Origin of the sequence: Prolixibacter sp. NT017 (genome assembly GCF_009617875.1) — a bacterium.
GTDB lineage: Bacteria > Bacteroidota > Bacteroidia > Bacteroidales > Prolixibacteraceae > Prolixibacter.
In genome coordinates this window covers 4,272,188-4,298,204 of record NZ_BLAV01000001.1, presented here as the reverse complement: position 1 = coordinate 4,298,204, position 26,017 = coordinate 4,272,188, and the positions used below count along the sequence as shown (strand labels likewise).

The window sequence follows — 26,017 nt, the reverse complement described above, 5'->3', positions numbered from 1 at the left end:
GTTTAGTTGTTCTTCAGGTAGTCGACCAGCTTGGCCACGGCACGGCCCCGGTGACTGATTTCATTCTTTTCGTCTGCTTCCATTTCGGCAAACGCTTTCTGTTTTCCTTCCGGAAGGAAAATAGGGTCGTAGCCGAAGCCGGCATCGCCGCGTGTTTCGGTGAGGATTTCACCTTCTACAATTCCATCGAATTGCGTCTCTTTCCCATCGATGATTAAGGAAATGACGGTGCGGAAGCGGGCAGTCCGGTTGTTTTCTCCGTTCATTTCCCGCAACACTTTCTTCACATTCTCGCGGGCGTCTTTGGCCTCACCGGCATAGCGGGCCGAGTAAACCCCCGGTTCGCCGTTCAGGGCATCGATTTCGAGGCCGGTATCGTCGGCAAAGCAGTTGATGTGGTAGCGATCCCAGATGTAAAACGATTTCTGGGCGGCATTGGCTTCCAGCGTGTCCCCCGTTTCCGGGATGTCGTCGGCACAACCGATGTCGTTCAGGCTGAGCAGTTCGAACTGTTCACCCAGTATTTCGCGAAGTTCTCTCAGTTTGTGTGGATTGTTGGTGGCAAAAACCAGTTTTTTCATAAATAATCCTAAATGCGTTTGGCACAAATGTAAAGCATTTAGGGCGAATCGTCGTTTTCGTGCGGAAGGTTCTGTGGTTTTTTCGAGCGGGAGTTGAAGAACAAACGGATGGTGATGCATAGCGAAACACCGATGAAGAGCCCGGACAGAAACAGCAACGAAGGGTCGTAGCGGGAAATCACCATCAGCATGAGGCCTGCAATGGCTGAAAGAGCAGCCAGGCCCAGCCAGGTGGTTCGCCGGTTGTTTCTTCCTGATGTATTCATGACCAGCGGTTTTAGTAAGAATAAGGTACGAAAAAAGAGAAAGCGGGGAAAGGGCAATAAAATGCAGTCCCGACTTTGGGATTAAATGTTGAATTCTGGTGGAAAATGAGTTCGGGGACTTTGGGATTGCCTGTATCCCAATTCTTCAGAAACGGGTCTGTTTATCGTCCGTGATAAATATATGAGCAAAGCTTTACAACCAGTTTCGCTGGCGGAGAAAGTATCCGGCATGTAGAGAAAACATCCCGGGAAATAGCGAAAACCACCCGAGCCACGAAGAAATGAACACGACGGGTGAAGAAAACATCTCCGGCCTTGAAGAAATGAACGTGACAAGTAAAGAAAACATCTCCGGGGATAAAGAAAACAACTCCGCGACCGACGCAATGGCAGTCTCGACTGACGCAGTGGCAGTCAGGGGGCGAGCAAAGAACTCAGCGAGCCGTTGGAAGAACTCCGGCGCTTGTTTGGCGAACCTTTCGGGAAGAAAGCGGGCCAGGGGAGGTCGGCGGTCGATGGGAATTTCCTGTAAAAGAAAAAACGGCCGGAAACATCTCCCGGCCGCGTTCAATATTTTGCTCGTCAACTGCTAATTGACCGAATAAGTTTTTGTTTCGATGGCGTCCTGCACCGATTGTGGCAACTCCGACAGGAAGTTGTATCCGGTGGCCTTTTCAATATCCCTAACGGTAACAATGTATTGGGTCCAATCCGCATCGATGTTGTTTGTGTTGGGTGTATTCACGGCCAGAACCGTGGTGGTGGAATCAATCCGGCTTAAATCGTTGTCTCCTGTTTTGAGCATGACGGCTATTTTCCAGATATGGGACGGCACGGCAATATTCCCGTTATCGATGGTGTTAACCGTAGTGCCGTAGTAGCCAGTTCCGCCTTCTCCATACGACCCCATGATGATGTAGATTTCGTAGCCCTTATTCCTGACTTCATCGCGCAGGTAATTTTCTAAATCGGCCCACGTGTGCTGGTTGTTGTTGGGAGCCTGTGGAATCATATTGGTCATCAGGAAGGTGGCTGAATTGGCGTCAACTGAGCTGGTCCGGTCAGCCGAAGGGCAGTTGTGTCCCCGGTCGAATCCGCTTCCGTGGTAGCTGTTATCCTGCACCTGGAACCAGTCGGAGGGCAAATCGGCCCATGCAGCGAAATTGTCCTGCCGGCTCACCGCGTGGGAAATATTCGAAGCATCGAGGTGCCAGCTCACCCAGTTGGGCTCGGCCCGGCTCGCACTGTACGACTCGGTATAATAGCCCATATCGATGAGGTAATTGTCTTTCGAAACGATGGAATTCACGGCATCCGACGGATTTCCCAGCAGCAGGTTGCTGTTGTCTCCTGATGCCGGAGGTGCATCGGTTCCAACGGTCACATCCCTTGGTTCGGCAGCATCGGAAGTGGAACCGCCGCCGCCACCGGTAGAGGTGGTATCGGGCTCGGAAACAGAAACGCCCGGGTCGCCTATTCCTTTGAAGGTAATGTCATCGAGATTTATTCGTGTATCGCCGGTTTTCTGAATTTTGAACCGAACCGCCAGTGTATCGCTGATACTGAACGAGTCGGTTTTCAGCGTGGTGGACGTTTCGGAGATATCGCTCCCGATTTGGGTGTATGTCGAACCACCGTCGTCGGAAAGCATGAGTTTCCAGGTGGAATTACCGTCGTTGCCGAATTTCGCGTGCTTTACATAAAGCATTTGCACACCGTTGATGTCAAAATTCATCGCAACGCTTCCGTTGCGCAACCGCACCGATTGGTTCCCGTCTTTGGCATCGCTGGAAAGATTTCCTAGCAAAGCGTCATCAAAGTACCAACTTCCGGTGCTCAGCGTAACGTTTCCGACAGCATAAGCTGTTTTTTCTCCTTTTTCGAAGGTTTCGGTTAATGAAAACGGCTCGCTGTTGTTGCCGGAACCGGAATCCGTTCCGGTTTGATTGTTATCGGGTGATGTACCCGGAACGTCGTTTTTAGAACAGCTGGCAATGGCCAGGATGACGAAGGCCATGAAAAGCCATCGCTGCAGATTTGTCGGTAGTTTCTTCATATCATAAAAATCCTCTAAAACTCGCTGAAATGGGGGAGTTTTCTGTCAGTTAATGATTGGTAGGTCCAAACTTAGGAAAATTACAACGGATAAAGTGTTAAAATTGAAAATGGAACCAGCGGTTATCCGGTTTGAGGATATAAATATGCGAGGGAGCGCTCAGATGCGGAAGTTAGAAAACAAAAAAAGAGGCAGTGCATTCGAAAAACTGCCTCTTCAAAGGGTTGCCCGAAAGCCTGACTAGTACCCGCTATGATAACGATAGTCAGGTTCGGGCATAATGATGGCCAGCACGAAATAGAGCACTACCATCAGCGGATTTATAAATGATAATACGACCCACGCTATTCGCACGAATACCGGGTCCATTTGTGGATTCAAATATTCGGAGATGCCGCCGCATACGCCAAGCAGGCTTTTGTGATACGAACGGGTTAATCTTTTCTGCATAGCTAACTAAAATTTTGTTGGTTAAAGATCTATCTGGCTTTCGCCGATTGATTTCAACTCATCGAGGTTGCGGACATCCATGTCACCATAAAAAGAGATGAGGCAGTTCAATCCATTCGGATTATCATTTCCAATCACAATGTGGCATTCGCGCACTTTACGCTTGTTGCCTTTAATCCAGAACGCAACATTATCGGACGGATCGCTGTCTTCGGGTTCTGCCTTTTTGTAGCGCATCCGCGATAGCTTGTGGTTCATCATCCGGTAGAAATCTTTATGCAACTGCGTTTTCTTCGGATTGAAAACCATGATCCGGATCTCTTTCAAATCGCCGGTTACTTTTTTGTTTTCGTCGTTCAGCGTCAGGTCTACCACATCGAGCATACTCTTCGATACAGAGAACCAGGAGAAGCCGTCCTGTTGGTCAAATTCGCTGTAAATCCGGTACGATTTACTTTGCCCGTTGGAGACCAGTGAGGTCAGCAACAGCGCAATCATAATTCCGATTTTATAAATCAAACTCATCTCGGTTTCGTTTTTATGGATGAATTATGGTGTCCGGCAAACCGTTTATTTTGCCATTGAAAGCCCCTGAGGTGTCATGGTCCAGTATTTTCCGACCATGTCGCCATCCCAGGTATTGGTAGTATTTTCGATGTCATTGATTATTTTAACCATTCTGTCGCCGAGATAAACGGTCTTTCCTACCGGAAGACGAAGAATGACATGTACTTCCTGGTCACGCCACTGTTTTCCTTCTGCAATTTCGAACCAGGGTGAGAAGTTGACCAGCGAATCTTTGATGACAATCTTGTAATTAGCATCTTCCGCATTGTCCTGTGCCATGTCGATGGTCTTCCCGCGGGCCTTCGAACGGATAATCAGTTCCGGTTCTGTACCGGAAGTCGACTCAATATCAAAGGTCGGGTGGCCTACCAGTACAGTACGTCCGTTGAGCGAGGCAATGCGCATATCGTCAAATTGAATATCATTGTCGATGTAATCGCGGTACTCATCCGGAGCCAGCTTCAGGTACAGTGTATCGGCTTTTGTTGTTATTTCGCGACGTTGTGTATACGTTCCCTGACGTTTGAAGTAGTTGACTTTGCTAATGCCGGTCCCCAGTAAAATCATTAAAGCAATAATCCAGAGCGCGAAGGCGGAGAGGCCAACTGCTGCATTATTCGATTTGTAACGGAAAACCAGTTTGGTGCCGAGGTAAATCAGTGCCAGCAGTGGAATTCCAACCAGGGCGGCAACGGAGATCATCAGCCAGTTCAACGTGTCGGTTCCCACATAGAAGTGAAAGAAATTCGGAACCACATGACTACCCCACGGAACAATTCCCAGGAAAGTATTCGAGATGAATAACGAACCGACTAATCCAATAATGGTGAGTAAGCCGCCGATAATCAGGGCAACGCCAATAATAATGACGATGACTTTGAGTATCACGCGCAGAACGGAACCCAACACACTACCTGCTTCATTTATTTTGTCCCGCCCGCGCTCGTACGAAGGGGAATTTCGGAACTTTTGATAATTTTTTTTTACGTCCTGAAACTCATCCTTGATGGTCTTTTTGATGTTGTCGATGTTGACGTCCTCACCCCGCATCTCAAGGCGTTGCGAAGTGGTGATGGCCTTTGGGACAACGATCCAGAAAATCAGGTAAAGCAACAGGATGATTCCGTGCGAGACGAGGAAAAGCAGAACGAACGCCAGACGGAAAATCACCGGGTCAAGATTGAAATAGGCACCTAATCCGCCACAGACACCTCCGATTACCTGGTGTTCCGGGTCACGGTAGAGCCTTTTTCCTGTCCGGAAAGTGCGCTTCTTGTGTTCTGTTGGTTCTTCCTCTTCTTCTTCAACGGCAAAATCGGATGGCCGGCCCATCACCTCGATTACCTCTTCTACATGTTGAATGGTGACCACATTGCCGTCGGATTTTGTCTTTTCCTGGAAGAGTTCAGCTATACGGGCTTCAATGTCCATAATGATTTCTCTTCCTTCCGGATCGGAACCGAAGTACCGGTTGATGTCGAGAAGATAAGCCTGTAACTTATCGTAAGCATCTTCATCGATGTGAAAAACGGTTCCGCTGATATTGATGGTTAGTGTTCTTTTCATGTCCAATGTTTTTGTGTTTCGGGCGATTCCAGTTAACTGTTTTTGATTTCAGCGACAGCTCCGACCAGTTCCTGCCACGAGCCTTCCAGTTCGGAGAGGAATTGGCTGCCGTTTTCGGTTAATTCGTAGTATTTCCGGGGAGGTCCCTGTGACGACTCCTCCCAGCGATATCCGAGCAGACCGGCATTTTTCAGCCGCGTGAGCAGCGGATAAAGGGTGCCTTCCACCACAATCATGCGAGCCGACTTCATCTCCCCGATGATGTCGGAAGCATAGGATGGGCGCTTGGAGAGTATCAGGAGAATGCAGTACTCCAATACTCCTTTGCGCATTTGTGCTTTTGTATTTTCCAGTTTCATTGCGATCCCTTTCTTTATCTACATCAGCTGGCAACTAACCGGGGCGTCCTGGGGTTTGGTGTCCGGGTTCGGTTCGTTGCTGTTTTTCAGCTTGGTAGTTCCACTAGTACTTGTATGGCTATTGTTATTTGATGCTTTTGTGTCTTTGAGTGTTTTGTTGTCTTTCTTTAACGGAATGGGGTTAGCAATCCGGGTATGTATCGGAAGGCTTAACACTTTTTCGGAAGCGTTCTGCTTGACTTCTTTTTTATGTTTCTGTTTATTCTTCATGAAATGAGCTTCCATTTCGGTGACAGTTGCATCGACCAATTTTCCGGGAAGTCTCAATAGAACAGTTGAAATCACCGTGCTCTTTGAACCTTCTCCAACCAGCAGGGAAGCGGGGTGAAAGCCGGCAGTTGGTGTGCAGGAATTTAAAAACAGCATTGCTGCCAGTGCCAGGGTTACCGTGATGTGATTTCCTATTCGTTTCATCGTTTTTTGATTTACATTCTCAAAAATACCTTTTAAGGCATTGAAGTATGTAATGCAAATATATGAACAAAGAATGGTACCATGCAATGCAAAGTAGTATATTTTTCCGAAAAAGATTTATTTTTTGAGGTGAGACAAAGTTGATAGAAGTCTAAAACCCTTTAATTTAAAAGAGAGACTGGCAGTTTGTGAGAATGAGATTTTTGCCAGATTTTTTTTGAGATAAACCGAAAAATTCAGCTCATTTTGAAAATTGTGGCTTCTTCCGGAAGGAAAAACGAAAGGCTGCCTGCCGAAAAATAGTCCGGAGGCAGCCTTTTGGGGTTTCAAGATTGGTTATCTAATTGGGCTTACTGTTACAATTATTCTTTTCTTAGATGATGCTAATAAACGCCATTTATTCTTTTGAGGATTTTCAGAATGTAAAGGCAAACTTTCAAATCGTAAATATTTTACACAGCTGAGGCTAGACAGTTTATAAAATATGGGGAAGCAATTATTTCTTTCAGGTGGTAAAAAAGTCGACAAAGCAATTCATGAAATTCTGAAATATTGCGAAATAAAGTCGTCGACAAAAAGTAAAGACATAAAAAAAACCACTCCGGTTTTGGAGTGGTTCCTGATATATTTTTGATGAATTTATTTCTTCGAAGCGCGTTTCCGTTCGTTTTCATCCAAGAGGATTTTACGAAGACGAATGGATTTTGGCGTTACCTCTACATACTCATCTTTCTGAATGTATTCGAGGGCTTCTTCGAGGCTGAAACGGATGGGCGGTGCCAGACGCACTTTGTCGTCGGAACCCGATGCGCGCATGTTGGTCAGCTTTTTCGATTTGGTTACGTTGAGGACCAAATCACCTTCGCGGCTGTTCTCACCAACAACCTGTCCGGCATAAATCTCTTCCTGTGGGTCGATAAAGAAACGTCCGCGATCCTGCAGTTTATTCAACGCGTAAGCGAAAGCGGTTCCGGTTTCCATGGCAATTAATGAACCGTTCAGTCGTGTTTCGATAGGGCCTTTAAACAGGTCATATTTATGGAAACGGTGCGACATCACTGCTTCTCCCTGGGTGGCTGTCAGCATGCCGGTACGCAGACCGATGATACCACGGGAAGGAATCTCGAATTCGAGGTGAATACGATCGCCTTTGCGTTCCATGTTCATCATTTCTCCTTTACGGCGGGTAACCATATCCACAGCAGTTCCGCTCATCTCTTCCGGAAGGTCGATGTGCAGCAATTCGACAGGTTCGTGTTTCTCTCCGCCGATTTCACGGAAGAGAACCTGAGGCTGCCCAACCTGGAGCTCGTATCCTTCGCGGCGCATGGTTTCAATCAAAACCGACAGGTGCAATACGCCTCGTCCGTGCACGTTCCATGCATCAGCCGATTCGGTGGTTTCGACACGCAGTGCCAAATTCTTTTCCAGCTCCTGCATCAACCGGTCGTGGATGTGGCGGCTGGTGACAAATTTTCCTTCTTTACCAAAGAAAGGTGAGTTGTTGATGGTGAATAACATACTCATGGTCGGCTCGTCGACTGCAATCGGGTCGAGTGGCTCCGGGTTTTCGAAATCACAAACCGTATCGCCAATATCGAAACCGTCAATTCCGACAAGGGCACAAATATCGCCGTTTTGAACCGTCTCCACTTTTTCACGACCAAGGCCGGTAAAGGTTTGCAGTTCTTTGATTTTCGTCCGGATAACTTTACCATCACGCTTCACCAGCGAAACATTCATGCCTTCTTTCAGCTCGCCCCGGTTGACCCGGCCAATGGCAATTCGTCCGACATACTTGGAGTAATCGAGCGAGGTAATAAGCATCTGCGGAGTTCCTTTGTTTTCGATGGGAGCAGGGATATGCTCTACAATCGCGTCAAGCAAAGGAATAATATCGTCGGTTTTCTCTTTCCAATCGGTACTCATCCAGCCCTGTTTGGCAGACCCGTATACGGTTGGGAAATCCAGCTGTTTTTCTGTCGCGTCAAGCGAGAACATCAGGTCGAAAACCTCTTCCTGAACTTCTTCCGGACGGCAGTTGGGCTTGTCGACCTTGTTAATGACAACGATGGGTTTGAGCCCCAGCTGAATGGCTTTCTGCAATACGAAGCGGGTTTGCGGCATGGTTCCCTCAAAGGCATCTACCAGCAACAACACACCATCGGCCATGTTCAGTACACGCTCTACTTCGCCTCCAAAATCGGAGTGACCAGGCGTATCGATGATGTTGATTTTAATATCCTTATAAACAACAGAAACGTTTTTTGACAGGATGGTAATTCCCCGTTCCCGTTCCAAATCGTTGCTATCGAGGATCAGTTCGCCCGGTTTTTGGTTATCACGAAAGATCTTCGAATGAAGTATCATCTTGTCAACCAGTGTCGTTTTTCCGTGGTCGACGTGGGCAATAATGGCAATATTGCGAATGTTCTGCATCTTCAAAAATTTAGTCGGCAAATATAGGAATTAAATCCGTGTACTATTTTGAGTCTGAAAGATTAAACCAAACCATAACATTCGCTTAAACCATATTGGAGGTATGGGTATGAAAAAAGGGGGCAAATGCCCCCTCTTAATGAAGTGTATTTTAATCGGATTTATTCGACAGGAGTTGGTCCTTCAACCAGTTCGAAACTTGGGTCGGGTCCTGACTTGGTGCACTGAAAAGTTACGGTGTATTTACCATAACTACCGTCATTTTCATAAGAGCTGAAAGTGACAATGTACATGACATCCACACCACTTACCTGAGCGACAGCATTTGGGAATTTCGCTTTCAACATGACTGCAACGCCTTCAGCAACGCGCTGCATAATCAAAGCACTTGCATCTTCTTCCGAAAGATCAGCATATTCAGATTGAGTAAAATCTCCGGTAGTACGCTTGACAATACGGAGGTCGAAGTTATTATAATGAGAGTTTGCACCATAGTAGAACTCGCCTGTTCCGTAGCTGTCAACCAGATTCTTGGTGTCCGGATTGGCTTTTACTGCATCAACGACGAGTTGATAGTCGGCTGACGACATGGTGAATTTAACGGTCGGGTCAAAGATCCACTTGGAGCCAACGTTGATGAACTGGTCAGTTTTAACTTCAATCGGATCATACTTGGTCCATTCATTCATGCTGAAACTGTATTCATCAGCGCGGGTCGAGGTGCCACCAGAGTAGTATTTATAAACAACAGCCAGTTTATCACCATCCTGAGCATACGGATATTTTATCGACAGGAGCTGAGGCAGGTAGTCATCCGGGTTATCGGAGCTGGAGAAGTTGTTGTATTTACCCGGTGCGCCCATTGCGTCATAATCATCGGGATTCACCACATATGCGCCTTGATCTTTGGCCCAGGTTCCGTCATTCAGTTGGTAAAAGTCACTCATGAAGCTCACTTTCGGCTGAATTCCGGACACAACCAACTGATCAACTTCCCATGTCGCTGCGTTGGTATCGGATGAGGTATATTTCAGAGCAATATAGATGGTTTGTCCTGCGTAGTCAGAAAGACTAACACGTTCAGAAGTAACAAAATCCCAGTTGCTTCCCGTAGGTAAAGTGGATATATTGATTTTATTCCAAGTTGCAGTAGAGATGTCGGTACCATTGTAATCAGTAGAAACCAATACACTGATCTGATCCCACTGATCGTTGAGATAATTGATGGCTTGTGTTATCTGCATATTTGGGGAAGCATAGTCGCTCAAGTCAATAGCAGGTGAAACCAGCCAGTCTTCATTGACTTGAGCCCCTCCTGAATATCCCGACATTTTTGCATACTCATCTGAGCTATATGAGGCGGCATACCAACTCTGGTCACCGGCGACACTAAACGTTTGGAAATCGCCAAGCGATCCACTGAAGTCTTCTTTGAAGATATTCATCATCGACCCTTCCGGATTGTCGGATTGCGCATATTTATATGTGACCATTTTCAATGTGCCATCCGCTGCATCAGAATATTTTCCGGCCAACAGAGCTGGAAGATATTCTTCTGGCGGGTAAGAAGGAGAAAAGAACTGGTTTACCTTTACTTCTCCCCCCACTGCTGCATAATCCGAACTTTGGAGATAATATGTTCCTGCGTCAGTGTACTCTGCCAGGTAAGCTTTCGGACCGTTGTTGAAATTGTAGGCTACCTTGGCCACCGAGTTTTTACCCAGTGCCGGGTGCAGGCTTTTCAAAACAGCCGGTACATAGTCTGCTGCAAAACCTTCGGGAAGAGAAAGGCTCGATTTGATGTATGAAGCCGTTGTTGAATCTTCTTTGTTGGCTGCAACTGCGAGAGCTTCAGATGAGATTGTTGAATAATCAGCATCCGAGAGGGTGTATTCAAATTCTGCCGTAGGCGCTTCTTTCTGCTGATCCAACTGGTTATTGATATCTTCCATCGGATTACAGCCTGCCAGAGCAACAGCAATGATGATCAGAAATTTATATAACTTATTCATTCTTATCAGATTTTTCACGGTTAAATCATTCTATTCTTAGATTAAAACCTGACTTTTAAACCAGTTGACCAGGTCCGGCCAAATCCGTACCATACCAGTGCTGATGCAGCATCGTGATTGGTTCCGTCTGTGGCATCGGTGATGTAAACATTGTCGAACAAGTTGTTCACATTTCCGTAGAGTGATGCATCGAAATTTCCGATTTTGAAACCATAGTTGATATTCAAATCGAAGAGGGCAGCATCGGGCATTTTCCATGCGTCTGAGCGGTCAGCTGCATCGGTACGGTTCGAAGGGTCGAAGTCGGCGTAGTTACGTCCGTAGTAGTTCCAGTCGAGACCAATTTTCAGATCAGGCAACACTTCCATTTCTGCGCCAAAGGCTGCAGTCGTCTGAGCTGAGTTTCCTACGTGGATACCGCTCAAATAGGCATTGTATGTTCCCTGGTATACATTGTTGTCATCGTATACATCAAATGACACGTCGTTTTGCCATTTCCAGTCACCAACGGAAACCATACCGCGAAGGCTGAGTTTCGGAATCGGCTTGTAGTTACCTTCCAATTCAACTCCCTGGTGAAGTGCATTCAAACCACTGATGTTCGAGCTAACTTGTCCGAGCGATACCCGCAAACCTTTGTCCATCCAGTTGGTGCGATAAACACCCAGTTTCACGTTCAGTTTGCTGCTGGTATATCCATACCCTACTTCCGTAGAAAGAACACGTTCGTATTTCGCGTCTTTGTTGATATCGTTTGTGTAGTTAGGATAAACGATATTGTAATAAGGAGTTCGTGTGAAGTAACCTCCGTTTACATACACATTGTGATGCTTGTTGATGTTGTAGTTGGCACCACCTTTTACACTCCAGGGCATGAAGTTCACCCATCCCGACATCTGGTTACCCGGAGTATACTGGAAGTAGTCTTTCCGGTTGTATGACTGGGATGAGATAGAAGCCGAAAGGAATGCTGAGAAGTTGTCTACAACGTATTCTGCTTGTGAGAAAACACCAATCCAACGAACAATGCCGTCGTTGTGATAGGAGTAGTAATCGCCTTTTTTCAGCGGACTGTTTGCCGGCCGGTTGATGTTTACGTTGTCGATGAAGAACGCGCCACCCAGCAAATCATCCACCTGTTTGGCGTGTTTACCGATGTAGTAACGTCCATCCAAACCCGCAGTAATATTGAAGTTGTTTACTTTGGTATTCAAAGTAGACAGAATACCGTACCATTGATGAGAGTTGACACTCATACCGATGATGGCTTCGGAACCATTCAAAGATGCCTTGTTTATATCCATCACGGCGTTGTAATCATAGTAACCCTCCGGTGTCAGTTTGGTTGTTCCGTAAGGACGGTCGTTGCGGTAGTCCCAGTTCAGCATATTACTGCCAGTACCGTCCACACGACGTCCACCTCCTGATGTAACAGATGCATAAGCAGCGGTCGACAGAAAGGTTTCTTCGTTTAATTTTAAGTACCAGTTCAATGAAGCTTGCGGCTTATGATACACATTGTATCCGTAAGCGCCACCATACACTTTACCGTTGCGGTATCCGAAATCGCTGTTGTATTTGTACCCGTCCTGTACCGGATAGGGAATCTCAGGATTTTCTCCACGGTAAGTGATAATTTTATGCTTGTTACCTCGTTGGTTATGCCATTGCGGGGCACCAAAAACGGTAAATGAGAGACGGTTGGCGTCGTTGATTTGTTTGGAAACGTTGAGAAAATAGGAATATCCGTCATAATTGGTTCCGCGAATATAGCCATCACCGTAGCTATGCGCTCCGGAAATAGTTACTGCCCAGCCATTTTCCAACAAACCGGTCGATGCGGTAAACATGTATTTATGCATGCCATCGTTTCCGATTCCGGCATACACCGAACCGCCTTTTTCAGCATCGGTACTACGGGTAATGATGTTGATGGTACCACCAACCGAAGACAGAGCCAGTTTGGAAGCTCCCAGACCACGCTGAACCTGCATGGTTTGTGTAACATCGGAAAGACCAGCCCAGTTTGACCAGTAAACTTTACCATTTTCCATATCGTTCACCGGAACGCCGTTAATCAGCACCCCAATGTTATTGGAATCAAATCCACGAAGGTTGATACGTGAGTCACCATAGCCTCCACCCTGTTTGGTAGCATAAACCGACGGGGTAGATTTCAAAATTTCGGGAAATTCCTGGTTACCCAGTTTTTCCTGAATCAATTGAGGCTGAATGGTGGAAAGAGCAACCGGAGTCTGGCGGTCGCGGGCGAAAGAGCTGACAACCAGAACCTCGTCGATACCTACCGTATTCGACTTTAGTTTTACGTTGCCCAGGTCGAGTACCTGACCATCTTTTACTGTTATTTCTTTCTCGGAAGGAATGTATCCGATGTAGGAAAATAACAGCGTCTGTTTGCCTGCAGGAACCTGCAGAGAAAAACTTCCATCAAAAAGAGAGGCTGTACCAATGGAGGTGCCCTTCACAACGGCTGCAGCACCTACCAGGTTTTCACCTGTTGATGAATCGACTAAAACTCCCTTTACGGTTCCTTGTCCAAAGGCTGTAACGGAGAATAGCGATAGAAAAGCTAAAAGGAAAACCCTAATAAATCTTGCTTTCATACTTTCTAGGTTAGATTACAAATTAACTTGTTGAATAATAAATATTTGAATAAATAAAAAAGAAATACAGGTATGTAGGGTAGGTAAAAAAGCATGTTCAGATAAAGAAAAAGGGAAATGTCCGCAAAAGGTTAAACCATCCGGAACAGACGGTTTGACTACGGTTGTAGCGGGCTTGTTGGTCTTAGTTGGTTTCATAGGAAGGCCTAATATATTGAACTTTCCTTAATTAGTTTGGCATTTATGTTGCACAATATCTTATTCCTAAAATGAACATAACAAAGATGAGATTGATCTCTCATTCCAGAGTGTTATAAATGTTAAAAAATGTTTATGTTATCAGATACCTTCCTGTCCACCAGTGTGCTAATTTGGTCTAAGTCTTAATAATTTAATTTGAGTTTTGGCAATTAGTTTCATGTTGAAAGTGAATTGATCGTTAAGATTATCAAAAGAGTTTTGGTGATTTGTTTATCAAGATTAAATTCGCCGACGATAGAAGTTATAAATCTGAGTAATCGGATTTGCTGAATCTTATTTTTTCTGGCAACGTATCAAATGAAAATTTCCAGATTTCCTGATATGAGATTTTTACTTTTCCATCCCGGTAGGCTACTTCATCCTTACCCCGCATTGAACATCTTTATTCCACAATCACTTTTTAAATCCCTGCATTATGGTGAGTTTTCACAATAGCGAAGAAAAAATTTTGGGAGTATTGCGTCTGTGTTTTTCTATAAGGATCTGGTTGTGTGGCGAATGAATGCAGGCAAAATTATTGTTGTAACATGTTTGTAATTTTTGATTATCGTTCACTTAACAAATCGTTAATGGCAGCTTTCAGTTCGCCGATGGGCAAGGCCATAATTTTACAGCGCGTTCAAAAGCCCTTATTCGAACATCAGATTGGTATCTATAATACTAGCAACAAATACATAGTTTAACTGGAATTTTACTAATCAATATTTTATGAAAAAGTCAGTCTTTACTGTCCTTCTCGGTATGATAATGGGGCTCTACTCATTTACCGCTTTTGGACAGGGAACAATTACCGGACAGGTAGTTGACGCAGAAACAGGCGAGAGCCTGATTGGTGCCGCCGTTACGGTTAATGGCACGACCATTGGAACTGCGACAGATTTCAATGGAAGCTTTAAGTTACAGGTCCCTGCCGGAGAGCAAACCGTTAAATTTTCTTATATCGGCTATGAGCAAAAAGAGCAATCGGTTACGGTGAAAAACGGTGCGACTGTCGATATGAAGAAAGTGCAGTTGAAGAATGACGCTGTTGGTCTTTCTGAAGTAAACGTAATGGCTAACGTGGCTGTTTCACGTAAAACTCCTGTTGCTGCTACGACCATTAATGCCAAAACCATCCAGTTGCAACTCGGTTCTCAGGAATTTCCTGCCATCATGAAAATGACGCCGAGTGTATACACCAGTAATTTAGGTGGTGGTTACGGTGATTCTCGTATCAACGTTCGTGGTTTCGACCAGAAAAACGTTGCTGTATTGATCAACGGTATTCCGGTGAACGATATGGAAAACGGATGGGTGTACTGGTCGAACTGGGCTGGTCTGTCTGATGCTACCCGCATGATGCAGGTTCAGCGTGGTTTGGGAGCTTCGAAGCTGGCAATCAGCTCTGTTGGAGGTACCCTGAACATTATCACCAAAACAACCGATGCGAAAAAAGGTGGTTTCGCGCAGTACGGAATGACTGATTACGGTCGGAAGAAGCTCATGCTGGGACTTTCTACCGGTTTGATGGATAATGGCTGGGCTGTTTCTTTCATTGGTAGCCGCACCGAAGGAACCGGATACATTCAGTCTACCTGGGTAGATGCGTGGTCATACTTCCTTTCGATTTCGAAGCAGCTGAACGACAAAAACCTGCTTCAGTTTACTGCTATTGGTGCTCCGCAGAAACACGGACAGCGTCCGAACGATGAGTATTCTGCCATGACTGAAACCGTTCACGATGCGATGGGAACCAAATTCAACATGCGTTACGGTTACCTCGATGGTAAGAAAATGAACGAAAAAGTAAACTATTACCACAAACCTCAGTTCGCGTTGAACTGGTACTGGGATATCAGCGAAGATGCTAAATTGCAGACTTCTGTTTATGCCTCTGTTGGTCGTGGTGGTGGTTCCGGCTTGCTGGGACGTTACTATGGTTCTTTCCAGTACATGGGCGAAACCGTTCCCGGATTTTACTACAAGTATGACGTGCCGAAAGTAGGTTTCGGAACTGATGGCTATGACATCTCAAACCCAATGGCACATGAAGACTTCAATATTTCCCGCGCTGCCAACATCAACGCAGCAGGTCAGGGAGAAGGTGCTGTTCAGATTCTTCGTAACTCGGTTAACCAGCACAACTGGGAAGGTATTCTTTCTTCTTTGAATGCACACCTGGGTGAAAACCTGAACCTGGTTGCCGGTATCGACGGTCGTATTTACAAAGGTATCCACTACCGTGAAGTTCGCGACCTGTTGGGTGCTAACTACTGGGACGATTCTTACGCCGGATACAAGTCGGGTAACGCCATGGCCAAAGTTGGTGACAAAATTGACTACTACGATGATGGTCTGGTGAACTACTTCGGTGGATTCGGTCAGTTGGAGTATTCAAACGACATTTGGTCGGCTTTCGTTGCTGCAACACTCTCCAATACCTGGTACAAACGTATCGACTATTTCACTTACGACAACAACACCTATAATGCCAATGGTTACAACGGTGAGCCGAACTACAAAGGCGTAAAAAGTCCGACTGAAAACCAGATGGGTTACAACGTAAAAGGTGGTGTTAACTGGAACGTTAGCCCACGTTCGAACTTCTTCGTGAATGCAGGTTACTATGCTCGTGCACCTTACTTCGACTATGTATTCATCAACTACTCAAACGATGTGAATCCGGATTACACTACCGAGAAAATTTCATCGATTGAAGCAGGTTACGGATACAAATCGAAAAAATTCGATGCACGCATCAACGCATACTACACGCAGTGGAACGACCGGTGGACCAATGGTTCTTATCGCTATACTATGCCTGACGGAACTTCTGCCAACCAGACTGTATATTTCAAAGGTCTGAACGAGTTGCACAAAGGTGTTGAGGCCGAGTTGAAATACAACCCGACTCACTGGTTGCGTTTGGCTGCCAACGGTTCGGTTAACGACTGGCACTATACCAAAGACGTGAACGTTGACATATTCGACGACAGTCACGCAAAAGTAGGTTCTGCTACATTGTATACAAAGGATCTGAAAGTTGCTGATGCACCGCAGACTCAGTTTGGTTTGGCTGCAAAAGCAAATCTGACCAAACAGATTGACTTAGGTCTGAACTGGTTGTACAACGCTGATTTCTACGCTAAATTCTCTCCTGAGAAACGTACCGATCCGAATGACCGTCAGCAGTCATGGAAAATCCCGAACTACAACACATTGGATGCCCGTATCGGATATGCATTCAAACTTGGAGGTCTTGATTCTTATTTCAATGCCAACTGCTACAACGTATTCAATACGTCGTACATTGCCGATGCATGGGACCGCGGTTCAGGTGTTGGAAATCACACCCGCGACAACATGGTTGGTTTCTGGGGATTCGGACGTAACTTCAACTTCTCACTTCGTGTGAACTTCTAAGAAGTACCGAAATACCAAATAATATACAAAAGGGTTGTCTTTTCAGGCAGCCCTTTTTCTTTATCTCTGTTTTTTCAATGCTGGTAATCATTGCATTTACTTAACAGGAAGAGAAGTTGTTTGAACCAGTGGGAAAATTGATTGTATTAGTGAGAAATAAACGAATCGAATGAAACAGAAAGTCGCATTGGTATTGGGCAGCGGTGGCGCCCGGGGCTTGGCCCATATTGGAGTAATCGAAGAGCTGGAAGCCCGTGGTTATGAAATCAGTTCGGTTGCCGGCACATCGATGGGGGCTATGGTCGGCGGATTTTACGCTGCCGGCGTATTGGAGCCGTTTGCCAAACGAATGTGTAAGCTCACCATGCGCGACCTTTGGCATTACATGGATTTGACCATCAGCAGCCGGGGATTTGTAAAGGGCGACCGGATATTCAAGACCATCCACGAAGAATTTACCCATGATGTGAATATTGAGGATTTAGATATTCCGTTTACAGCGGTTGCGACCGATTTGGTTAGTCATCAACTTGAAGTATTTGATAAAGGTTCGCTGTTTACGGCCGTTCGTGCTTCCATATCGGTACCCGATGTTTTTACGCCGGTAGAAGTGGGCAAAAAAAGACTGGTCGACGGAGCGGTGATATCGCCGATTCCTATTCCGTACGTGAAGCGGCAGAAAGACGACATCCTGGTGGTTGTTAACCTTTCGGGAGACGACAAGAGTTATGAGGAGCAATCGAAGAAAATGCTTCGAAAATCGGGTAAGGAAATAAAAAAGAAGGAAGAGGAAAAGCAGACGCTGCACCAGAAACTGGCCCAGTTTTTCACATTCCAGATGCCCGGAATCAAGTTCGATTACCTGGAAACCATGGGGAAAACCATCGAGCTAATGCAGCGGGAAATTGCGGCGTTAACGATACGGAATCACCAACCCGATATTGTGATTAACATCCCGTTTCAGTTGGCCACGCCCTGGGAATTCGAGCGTTCGGCCGAAATCCGGGCAACCGGAAGAGAAATTGCCGTATCAGCACTGGATGCATGGGAAGAAAAACGCCTGATTAAATCGGCTGGATAGTAATTTTTTCTGCCATTCCGGCATGTCCGGCGGCGCTGTTACATTCGCATTTCGTTTGCAGATAAATTCTTACCTTTGCCTCCGTTATTTTGCCTCGTGGCATCCGAACATAACCGTTTAAAGATTGAGAGAGGAATGGAAGAAGTAGCAATCCGGCGAATGCTGGAGGATAAAGGGTTCATCGACGAACCTGTTTCCCCGCAGGTCAACCTGGTTGAAGAGATTCAGCGATTGAAGCGGGAAAAGAATGCAGTCATTCTGGGACATTTCTATATCACTCCTGAGTTACAGGATATTTCCGATTTTTTGGGCGATTCATTGGCATTAGCCAGAAAAGCACAGGAGACTGACGCTGATGTTATTGTTTTCCTGGGCGTTCATTTCATGGCCGAAACGGCCAAAATCCTGAATCCTGATAAGAAAGTAATCATCCCGGACCTGAAAGCCGGTTGTTCGCTGGCCGAATCGGCGCCCAAAGAGGCTTTCGCCAAATTCAAGGCCGAGCATCCGGGCCATAAAGTGATTTCGTACATTAACTGTACGGCCGACATCAAAACACTCTCCGATGTGATTGTTACTTCCTCGAACGCGAAGAAGATTGTCGATTCGTTCCCGGAAGATGCGAAACTGATTTTTGCCCCGGACAAAAACCTGGGTAATTACCTCAACTCGCAAACCGGACGTGACATGGTATTGTGGGACGGAGCCTGCATGGTCCATGAAAAGTATTCGCTGGAGCGGATTCTGGAGTTGATGGATGAAAATCCGGACGCAGAGTTTATCGCCCATCCCGAATGTGAAAAACCGGTGTTGATGGTGGCCAAATACGTAGGTTCAACAACGGCACTACTCAATTACGTTCAGCAGCACGAGTCTAAAAAGTTTATTGTCGCCACCGAAAGCGGAATTCTGCACCAGATGCAAAAAGCTTGTCCCGATAAGGTGTTCATCCCGGCTCCATCCATCGACTCGACGTGTGGTTGCAACGATTGTACTTACATGAAGCTGAATACGGTTCAGAAGCTGTACCTCGCGCTGAAACACGAGCGTCCGGAAATTAACCTGGATGCTGACACCATCGAAAAAGCCAAAGCGCCCATTCTGCGGATGTTGGAGCTTTCATAAACGGTTCCCCATCTCAATGCTTGAACTATCTGCCGCTCGCAGATGGTTGCCGTTACGAATCGAGAGCTATCTGCAATCGGCAGATGGTCCCCGTCATGAATCAAAAGCCGTCTGCGAACGGAAGATGCTCCCCGCCGGGAGAAAAGAGCTGTCTGCGGGCGGCAGATGGTTCCCGCAATGGATCGCAAGTCATCTTCAGACGGCAGATTGACCTTTCCCCGATGCGAAAGTAGAAAACAACCCTTCAGGCATAAAAAAACCGTCTTCCCGGTAGGGGAAAACGGTTGAAAGCCAGTTGGAGCTGACTCTTATTTCTTATTCAATTACTTCAGTCCATCCGTAAGGATCCGGTTCGGTTCCGTACTGAATGGCGCGAAGTTTATCGTACAGTTTCTGACTGACTGCGCCCGGTTCTTTTCCGTACGTATATTCCTTGTCGATATCGGCGTCGTAAACCCGTTTGATGGGGGAAATAACGGCTGCCGTACCACAGGCTCCCACTTCTTCGAATTCGGCCAGTTCTTCCACCGGAATTTTCCGTTCTTCCACGGTCATTCCCATATCAGCTGCCAGCTGGCGAAGACTCATGTTGGTAATGGAAGGAAGGATGGAAGTCGACTTCGGCGTTACATAGGTATTGTTTTTAATACCGAAAAAGTTGGCGGGTCCGCACTCGTCGAGGTATTTTTTCTCTTTGGCATCGAGATAAAGAACGGCGGAGTAACCTTCGCTGTGCGCGCGGGTTCCGGCCTGCAGACTGGCAGCGTAGTTTCCACCCACTTTATAAATACCGGTTCCGTGAGGTGCAGCCCGGTCATATTCACGGTAGATAACCAAATCAGTCGGTTTAAAGCCTTCTTTAAAGTAAGGGCCTACCGGCATCACAAATACCATGAAAAGGTATTCTTCCGCAGGTTTAACGCCAATTTGTGGTCCGGTACCAATCAGTAGCGGGCGAATGTAAAGCGATGCGCCTGATTCGAATGGAGGTACATATTTTTCATTCATCTTAACAGCTTTCCGAATAGCGTCCATGAAAAGGTCTTCCGGAACCGGAGCCATCATGATTCCGTTAGCGGAATTGCGCAGACGCTTGGCGTTTTCGTCCATGCGGAAAACGCGTACTTTGTTGTCTTTTCCACGAAAAGCTTTCAGTCCTTCAAATGCTTCCTGGCCATAATGCAGTGCGGTGGCTGCCATGTGCATGGTTACCTGTTCCGAATCGGATACCTCCAGTTCGCCCCATTTTCCATTGCGATACCAGCACCTGATATTGTAATCGGCTTTCCGGTAGCCGAATCCTAAATTTTTCCAGTCGATAGTTTCCATATGATGCGTAATTATATTATTCAATATATCATTCACAACTTGGGAATGATGTATAAACTAAGGTAAAATTACAGGAAAATAAAATGATTTTCTTCCCAATTCCCGAGTCATAGGTCTTAATTTCAGACCAGATGCGAAGATAGCTAATTTTAAATGGATAGTCGCCTGAATTCAATTAATCATCGTAACGGCTTTTTGAATTCGAGATTCATATTCGGAGGGAATTATTGGTGATAATTTTATAAGAATAATTCATAATATTATATTTACCAATAACACCAACCAAACGGTTTATCGCTCATGACAAAATCGGATTTAATGTTGAATAACATGCCAGTTGAGCCTGAAAATCAGGAGACCTGTAAGAATTGTGGAACGACTTTTCACGGGAAATACTGTCCGGAATGCGGACAATCGTTGCGTGATTTTCAGAAACCTTTTGGGATGGTCGCCGTCGATTTTCTGGGCAATGTAGCCGCATTCGATACCCGTTTATGGCATACCATCAAACCTCTTTTTTTCGAACCCGGAAAATTGACGAAAGAATTTCTTGCCGGGAGGCGGGTGCGTTATGTTCCGCCATTCCGGTTGCTTTTTTTCTTCAGTTTTGTATTCTTTTTGTTGCTGAGCTTTCATTACCGGGGAGTTCTTCGAACACATCTCAAAGATGCAGACCAAATCGAAAAACAGCTCAGTAGCCGAGGACTACCGGTCGACTCGTTGCAGAATAAAGCCGAGGAGAAGATGAAGACGCACGGTGATGTTCTGCAGGAAGTTTCGAAACAGATGGAGGCTGGAAAAGATACCCTTACCGATTCGTCGGAGAAGGAAATATTTCAGAAGGTTTCGATGTTACTGAAATATCCCGAAGTGTTTATGTCCAAGTTGTTGCAGACGACTTCGTGGCTGGTGTTTTTGTTGATACCGGTGTTTGCTCTTTTGATGAGTCTGTTTTTCCGGAAAACGCATCCGTATTACATCAATCATTTAATTTTCACGGTGCATTTCCATGCCTTTCTATACCTGGCGGGGATTGTTGCATTACTCGGAATTTGGGTGGCCGGCCCCAAACTAGACGGATACATTACCTTGTTGCTTTTCGCCGGAGCGGGAGTTTATTTCTTCCTGGCCATCCGGAAATTCTATCAACGGAGTTGGTGGGTAACTATCAAACGGTTTGTCTGGGTTTCCTTTTTCTATTTCATGTCGTTAATGGTCATGCTTTCGGCAGCGGTCTATATTTCGTTCAGGTTTCTGTAATCAGGCTTTGAGTTCCACGAAGTAGCCGTTGTGAGCACGTACGTTGAAAACCCGGTCGTCATCGAAAATCAGGTATTGTCCTTTGATGCCGCTGAGTACACCTTCTAGCTGGTTTGTTTTATCGAGTGAAATGCTTTTAATCTTATCAGGAAATTTTTCTACCGGATAGGTAAGCGACGTGATTTCGTGCTCGTCGCTGAGGTACTTCTGCAGCTCTTCAGGAAGTAACGTTGCAACGCGTTCTTTTTCGTCAGCCAAATCGACGGATTCGTCCACTTCGTTGCGCAGCATGGCGCGCCAGTTGGTTTTGTCGTTCAGGTAGTTTTTCAGATACGCTTCAATCACGCCGGCGATGTGCCGATTAGGCGTTTTAGCCAGTTTGATGGCATAACTGGCTCCCTGGTCAATCCAGCGGGTAGGCACCTGGTGGTGGCGGGTAACACCTACTTTGAGTGCATCCGTTACAGCCAGGTAAACGTAGTGGTCAATCAGGTCGTGCTTTTGTGCCCACTCCAAATCGCGTGCAATTCCCAAATGGGAACGCGATAATTCCGGCCGCATCACACTGGGATCGGCTTCGGGAGCTGTTTGGAAACACTGGTAGCAAAACCCCTGTCCGAACGAGCGCTTGGTCTTCTTACCGCAATGGATGCAGTTGATTTGCCCCGAAAAATTGATGGTTAGTTGATTTCCAATCAAGTCGTTCATGGCAATGACTTCTCCGCCAAGGGGCAAAAAATAACGGACCGGACTTTCCGCTTCCGTTCTCATCTTAATCAGGTTTCCTTCGTGTTGCATGGTGAAACGTTGCTACAGTTTTGTGATGTTAAAGGTAACGGAAAAATCTTCGAAGAGTTTAACGAACCTTGGATGAACTACCGACTTTTCCGGGTCCATTTGATCCGGTGTCCAATGGTCCAGGCAATGTAATCGGCGTTGGAAAACTGAGTAGCCCGCAGACCGATAGCTGCAAATGTATTTTTCAGGAAGAAAAACTTCAGCCCAACTACCTGGTAGAGTTTGTGCCCGTCCTCGTTGTCGTTTTTCCGGATAACGTAATATCCCAGTTGAGTCCAGGCGGCAAATCGGTTCAGATAGAATTCGGCCGAGCCGAAAAATCCCAGGCTGATTCCATCCCAGAAATTCCCATATATTTTGTACGGATTATTCTGGTCGTCGAAAGCCAACGTGGTATTGAACGTTTCGTCGTACACCACGTCGGTACCAAAGCCGGCTTTTACAATATGGCTAACCGGTCTTTGGAAATTCAGGCTCAGGTTGCAGGCATTGAATAATTTGTCATTCCACGGAGAAACTCCCGGCATCTTCGATATATCGAGTTGCAGTTGCTTGACACCATACCCTACGGCCAGGTTGGTCTCCCAGATTTTCGAAATAGGGGCAGGAGGCTGCCACTTGAACTCCGGTCGTTCGTTGAACTGGTAGTTCAGCTGCACAAACGGAGCCACCAGGTTGATGCCTTTGTTGGGCTTCTTCAGGGAACCGTTGGAGAAGTGGTTGAACTGACCACCTGCAACCAATTCAAAATGTTTGGAAAGGGGGATGGATACGTTGGTACCAAACTCAATGTATACGGTTTCTTTTGAGCCAATCACTGTGTTCCGGGGGTTGGTAACCGGGTCGTATGGTTTCCAGTTGTAGGTAAGGCCCAATCCAACCGTGTAGTTCAATGCCACTTTATTGAACCGTTTAAACGGCCCCCTGAAAAATCCATAGATGGCAATAGGTTTACCCAGTTCATTGCTTTCGCCGGGAAAAGTCGCTGTATACAGCCCCACTCCGTATGCCGGATAACCGTAATATTGTTCCCACTCGCGGTCGCCATACGATTGCCAACCAAGGATGATGGTTCCCGAATAATTGTGGTCAATTGGGGCAGAGTTCTCATTATAGCTCCTAAAGAAGTTGGATGTCTGCATGACAAATCCCGGGGCATATTTCAACCCAATGAACAGGTGCTTTTGAACCTTCGCCCGCAGTGTATCGCTAAGTAGCCCTTTCCCATAGAGTTGAACGGATATCAACAAGAAAAGGAGCACGATGAATTTCCTCATTGTGAATGATTTGGGATGAACAGTCTAAATTTTTTGTCGGTAATGGTCAAGCAGGATAAGGAGACTAAAAATAGGAAATAAACTTGGGAAAGTAAGTCGATCGGTGTGTTGGAAAGAGCAGTTTTTACAAAAAAATCAAATATGCTTTTTCACCAGCGCTACGAGTTCTTTCGGAAGATAGGGTTTGAGAAGGAAATCATCGAAAATGGACTGTTGTTTTGATGAATTTTGATGACTGGGCTGTTGCGCACTTTGACCAATGATTAGAATTCCCGGGCATTTTTCTTTAATCAGCCGGGCTGTTTCTGTTCCATCTATTCCCGGTAGATTTAAATCCATGAGAACGAGCCGGATGGTGGTGTCTTCAGAGCAGGCCTTAATGGCTGATTCTCCGTCTTTGACAAAAATGACTTCAGCACTCACTTTTTTCAGAGCCTCTTTAATCAGAAGAGTAGAAGCATGCCCGTCTTCTACAATCAGAATAGCTGGATTCTCTGTTTTAACGGAGGGAACATAATCTTCTTTGGATGCTGACTTTCCGTAACTATTGCCGTTGGTTTGTGCCGGAATACGAATATGGAATACAGAGCCTTTTCCGTGTTCAGATTCGAGTTTCATGGAGCCTCCCAGAAGTTCTGTTAAGCCAAGCGAAATGGTCAATCCCAGTCCGGTTCCGCCGTATTTCCGGGTTGTCGAATCGTCTACCTGGCGGAATCGCTCAAAAATGGCTTTTTGGTCTTCAGGAGCAATACCTATTCCTGTATCAGCGATAGAGAAACAAACTTCACTATTTTCAACGGAGGAACTGATGCTGATCTCACCCTCCTGCGTAAATTTTATCGCATTTCCGGTGATGTTAATAAGGATTTGCTTCAGTTTGGCTTCGTCGGTATAGATATGCGCTTTGTCTTTCGGAAGAAGATTCTTAATAGTCAGTTCTATCCCCTTGTCGTCGGCTTGAAGCGCGAACAAGTCGTAAATATCGGATATGACCTTGTTTAAATCGGTTTCCTGACGGATAATTTTTAGTTGTCCGGTTTCCAGTCGGGATATATCTAAAACGTTGTTGACAATCACCAGCAGCATTTCCGCATTTTCGGCAATAATACGGCTGTACCATTTCCTTCGCTCGTCCGGAAGCTCGTCGTTTCCCAGGAGCTCGGCAAAGCCGATGATGCTGTTCATGGGCGTTCGTATTTCGTGGGAGATGTTGGCCAGAAATACTGACTTCAGGCGCTCGCTTTGCTCGGCACGCTGCTTCGCGTTTAAAATGTCTTTCTCTGCCTTTTTCTCATCGATAATATCTTTAACGATCACCCAGATTTCCTCGCTATCACCTGTTGGAGCCGGCATTTTGTAAGCCATGAGTGATACGGGGACTTTTTGCCCGGCAGCATTCAGCAGCTCAATGTCGATGATATCGGTGTACCCTCTTTCGTCGATGGCCGATAGAAGCTGGTGACACCCCATTGGGCAGAGTTCACGGTAATGTTTCCCAATGAGCTGTTCCGAACTAAACTGGAGCATATTCAGGAAAGCAGGGTTGGTCCCTTTTATAGTCCCGGCTGCGTCTAGCCAGGCAAACCCTTCGCGAATATTTTTATACAACCCAAGAAAACGCTTTTGACTCGAACGTTTTTCGTTTTGAAATTGTCGAATCGTTTCAAGGCTCTCGGAAAGTTCGTCATTTCGTAAACGTAACAGATCTTCGACCGCATTCCGTTTTCGGATTTCCTGCCGGATGAGAAAAAAGATGAGTAGGGCAGTGGAAATAACAAAAAACCAACCCTTGTAATTTTGCAGACGGGTGAGATCCTCGGCAGTTTGCCCGAACATAAGTATCGCTTCGTCGGAGAGCGTAATCCAAAGAATACCAACGATTAGGTAGATAATGGTGATGCGCACCTCAGTTTTTCCCCTCACCTTGCGCTTTTCATTGGTTGGTTGCTGCATACATTCATTAAGCTGGTTAAGAAGTCTTTAACCCAACATTTAATTCCGGTTACCCAATCCGTTGATTCGCTTTTCTCCAATAGCCTGCAAACCTGGAGTGTTCGGGTAATATTATTTGTTTAAAAGTTTATCGTCTT

20 protein-coding genes are annotated in these 26,017 nt (G+C 46.0%); 5 read left to right on the top strand and 15 right to left on the bottom strand.

Going from position 1 to position 26,017, the window contains the following annotated elements:
* Window positions 1-2: 2 nt before the first annotated feature.
* A complete protein-coding gene (locus GJU87_RS17890; RefSeq protein ID WP_153640723.1) occupies window positions 3-581 on the bottom strand; it encodes a non-canonical purine NTP diphosphatase in 579 nt (192 codons plus the stop codon).
* Between the two features lie 38 nt (window positions 582-619).
* A complete protein-coding gene (locus GJU87_RS17885) occupies window positions 620-847 on the bottom strand; it encodes a hypothetical protein (protein ID WP_153640722.1) in 228 nt (75 codons plus the stop codon).
* Window positions 848-1,128: 281 nt separating this feature from the next.
* Here GJU87_RS17885 and GJU87_RS17880 point away from each other — a divergent pair, with 281 nt between their 5' ends.
* A complete protein-coding gene (locus tag GJU87_RS17880) occupies window positions 1,129-1,440 on the top strand; it encodes a hypothetical protein (protein ID WP_153640721.1) in 312 nt (103 codons plus the stop codon).
* Here the strand turns inward: GJU87_RS17880 and GJU87_RS17875 are convergent.
* From GJU87_RS17875 to GJU87_RS17835, 9 genes are all read right to left on the bottom strand, one after another.
* Window positions 1,437-2,903 (bottom strand): DNA/RNA non-specific endonuclease, encoded by a 1,467-nt coding sequence (locus tag GJU87_RS17875; protein WP_228492044.1) that lies wholly within the window; start codon window positions 2,901-2,903, stop codon window positions 1,437-1,439. The genes GJU87_RS17880 and GJU87_RS17875 overlap by 4 nt on opposite strands.
* A 240-nt stretch (window positions 2,904-3,143) precedes the next feature.
* The gene (locus GJU87_RS17870; protein ID WP_025862545.1) at window positions 3,144-3,353 is read right to left on the bottom strand and encodes a PspC domain-containing protein; all 210 of its coding nucleotides are present in this window, start codon (window positions 3,351-3,353) and stop codon (window positions 3,144-3,146) included.
* A gap of 21 nt (window positions 3,354-3,374) precedes the next feature.
* On the bottom strand, window positions 3,375-3,878 hold the full coding sequence (locus GJU87_RS17865) for a DUF4252 domain-containing protein (protein ID WP_153640720.1): 504 nt from the start codon (window positions 3,876-3,878) through the stop codon (window positions 3,375-3,377).
* 45 nt (window positions 3,879-3,923) lie between these two features.
* The gene (locus tag GJU87_RS17860; protein ID WP_153640719.1) at window positions 3,924-5,486 is read right to left on the bottom strand and encodes a PspC domain-containing protein; all 1,563 of its coding nucleotides are present in this window, start codon (window positions 5,484-5,486) and stop codon (window positions 3,924-3,926) included.
* 32 nt (window positions 5,487-5,518) lie between these two features.
* Window positions 5,519-5,845, bottom strand: a complete 327-nt coding sequence (locus GJU87_RS17855; protein ID WP_025862542.1) for a PadR family transcriptional regulator — start codon at window positions 5,843-5,845, stop codon at window positions 5,519-5,521.
* 18 nt (window positions 5,846-5,863) lie between these two features.
* Window positions 5,864-6,319 (bottom strand): hypothetical protein, encoded by a 456-nt coding sequence (locus GJU87_RS17850; RefSeq protein WP_153640718.1) that lies wholly within the window; start codon window positions 6,317-6,319, stop codon window positions 5,864-5,866.
* Between the two features lie 639 nt (window positions 6,320-6,958).
* Window positions 6,959-8,758 carry a translational GTPase TypA gene (gene typA / locus GJU87_RS17845; RefSeq protein ID WP_153640717.1) on the bottom strand — a complete coding sequence of 600 codons (1,800 nt, stop codon included), beginning with the start codon at window positions 8,756-8,758 and terminating at the stop codon, window positions 6,959-6,961.
* Window positions 8,759-8,919: 161 nt separating this feature from the next.
* On the bottom strand, window positions 8,920-10,770 hold the full coding sequence (locus tag GJU87_RS17840; protein ID WP_153640716.1) for a choice-of-anchor J domain-containing protein: 1,851 nt from the start codon (window positions 10,768-10,770) through the stop codon (window positions 8,920-8,922).
* Window positions 10,771-10,811: 41 nt separating this feature from the next.
* Window positions 10,812-13,394, bottom strand: a complete 2,583-nt coding sequence (locus GJU87_RS17835; protein ID WP_153640715.1) for a TonB-dependent receptor — start codon at window positions 13,392-13,394, stop codon at window positions 10,812-10,814.
* A 969-nt stretch (window positions 13,395-14,363) separates the two neighbouring features.
* Here GJU87_RS17835 and GJU87_RS17830 point away from each other — a divergent pair.
* From GJU87_RS17830 to nadA, 3 genes are all read left to right on the top strand, one after another.
* On the top strand, window positions 14,364-17,057 hold the full coding sequence (locus GJU87_RS17830) for a TonB-dependent receptor (RefSeq protein ID WP_153640714.1): 2,694 nt from the start codon (window positions 14,364-14,366) through the stop codon (window positions 17,055-17,057).
* A 169-nt stretch (window positions 17,058-17,226) separates the two neighbouring features.
* Window positions 17,227-18,138, top strand: a complete 912-nt coding sequence (locus GJU87_RS17825) for a patatin-like phospholipase family protein (protein WP_153640713.1) — start codon at window positions 17,227-17,229, stop codon at window positions 18,136-18,138.
* A gap of 135 nt (window positions 18,139-18,273) precedes the next feature.
* On the top strand, window positions 18,274-19,263 hold the full coding sequence (nadA, locus tag GJU87_RS17820) for a quinolinate synthase NadA (RefSeq protein ID WP_228492043.1): 990 nt from the start codon (window positions 18,274-18,276) through the stop codon (window positions 19,261-19,263).
* A 315-nt stretch (window positions 19,264-19,578) separates the two neighbouring features.
* Here the strand turns inward: nadA and GJU87_RS17815 are convergent, their stop codons facing one another.
* Window positions 19,579-20,592, bottom strand: a complete 1,014-nt coding sequence (locus GJU87_RS17815; RefSeq protein WP_153640712.1) for a branched-chain amino acid aminotransferase — start codon at window positions 20,590-20,592, stop codon at window positions 19,579-19,581.
* A 318-nt stretch (window positions 20,593-20,910) separates the two neighbouring features.
* On the opposite strand from GJU87_RS17815, the gene GJU87_RS17810 reads away from it, so the two are divergent.
* Window positions 20,911-21,852 carry a DUF3667 domain-containing protein gene (locus GJU87_RS17810; RefSeq protein ID WP_194831573.1) on the top strand — a complete coding sequence of 314 codons (942 nt, stop codon included), beginning with the start codon at window positions 20,911-20,913 and terminating at the stop codon, window positions 21,850-21,852.
* On the opposite strand, the gene GJU87_RS17805 is transcribed toward GJU87_RS17810, so the two are convergent.
* The 3 genes from GJU87_RS17805 to GJU87_RS17795 all read right to left on the bottom strand — a co-directional run bounded on the left by GJU87_RS17805 (window position 21,853) and on the right by GJU87_RS17795 (window position 25,880).
* Complete coding sequence (locus GJU87_RS17805; RefSeq protein WP_228492042.1) at window positions 21,853-22,623, bottom strand: DUF2797 domain-containing protein; 771 nt, start codon at window positions 22,621-22,623, stop codon at window positions 21,853-21,855.
* A 104-nt stretch (window positions 22,624-22,727) separates the two neighbouring features.
* On the bottom strand, window positions 22,728-23,927 hold the full coding sequence (locus GJU87_RS17800) for an acyloxyacyl hydrolase (RefSeq protein WP_153640709.1): 1,200 nt from the start codon (window positions 23,925-23,927) through the stop codon (window positions 22,728-22,730).
* A 135-nt stretch (window positions 23,928-24,062) separates the two neighbouring features.
* Window positions 24,063-25,880, bottom strand: a complete 1,818-nt coding sequence (locus GJU87_RS17795; protein ID WP_153640708.1) for an ATP-binding protein — start codon at window positions 25,878-25,880, stop codon at window positions 24,063-24,065.
* Between the last annotated feature and the right edge of the window lie 137 nt (window positions 25,881-26,017).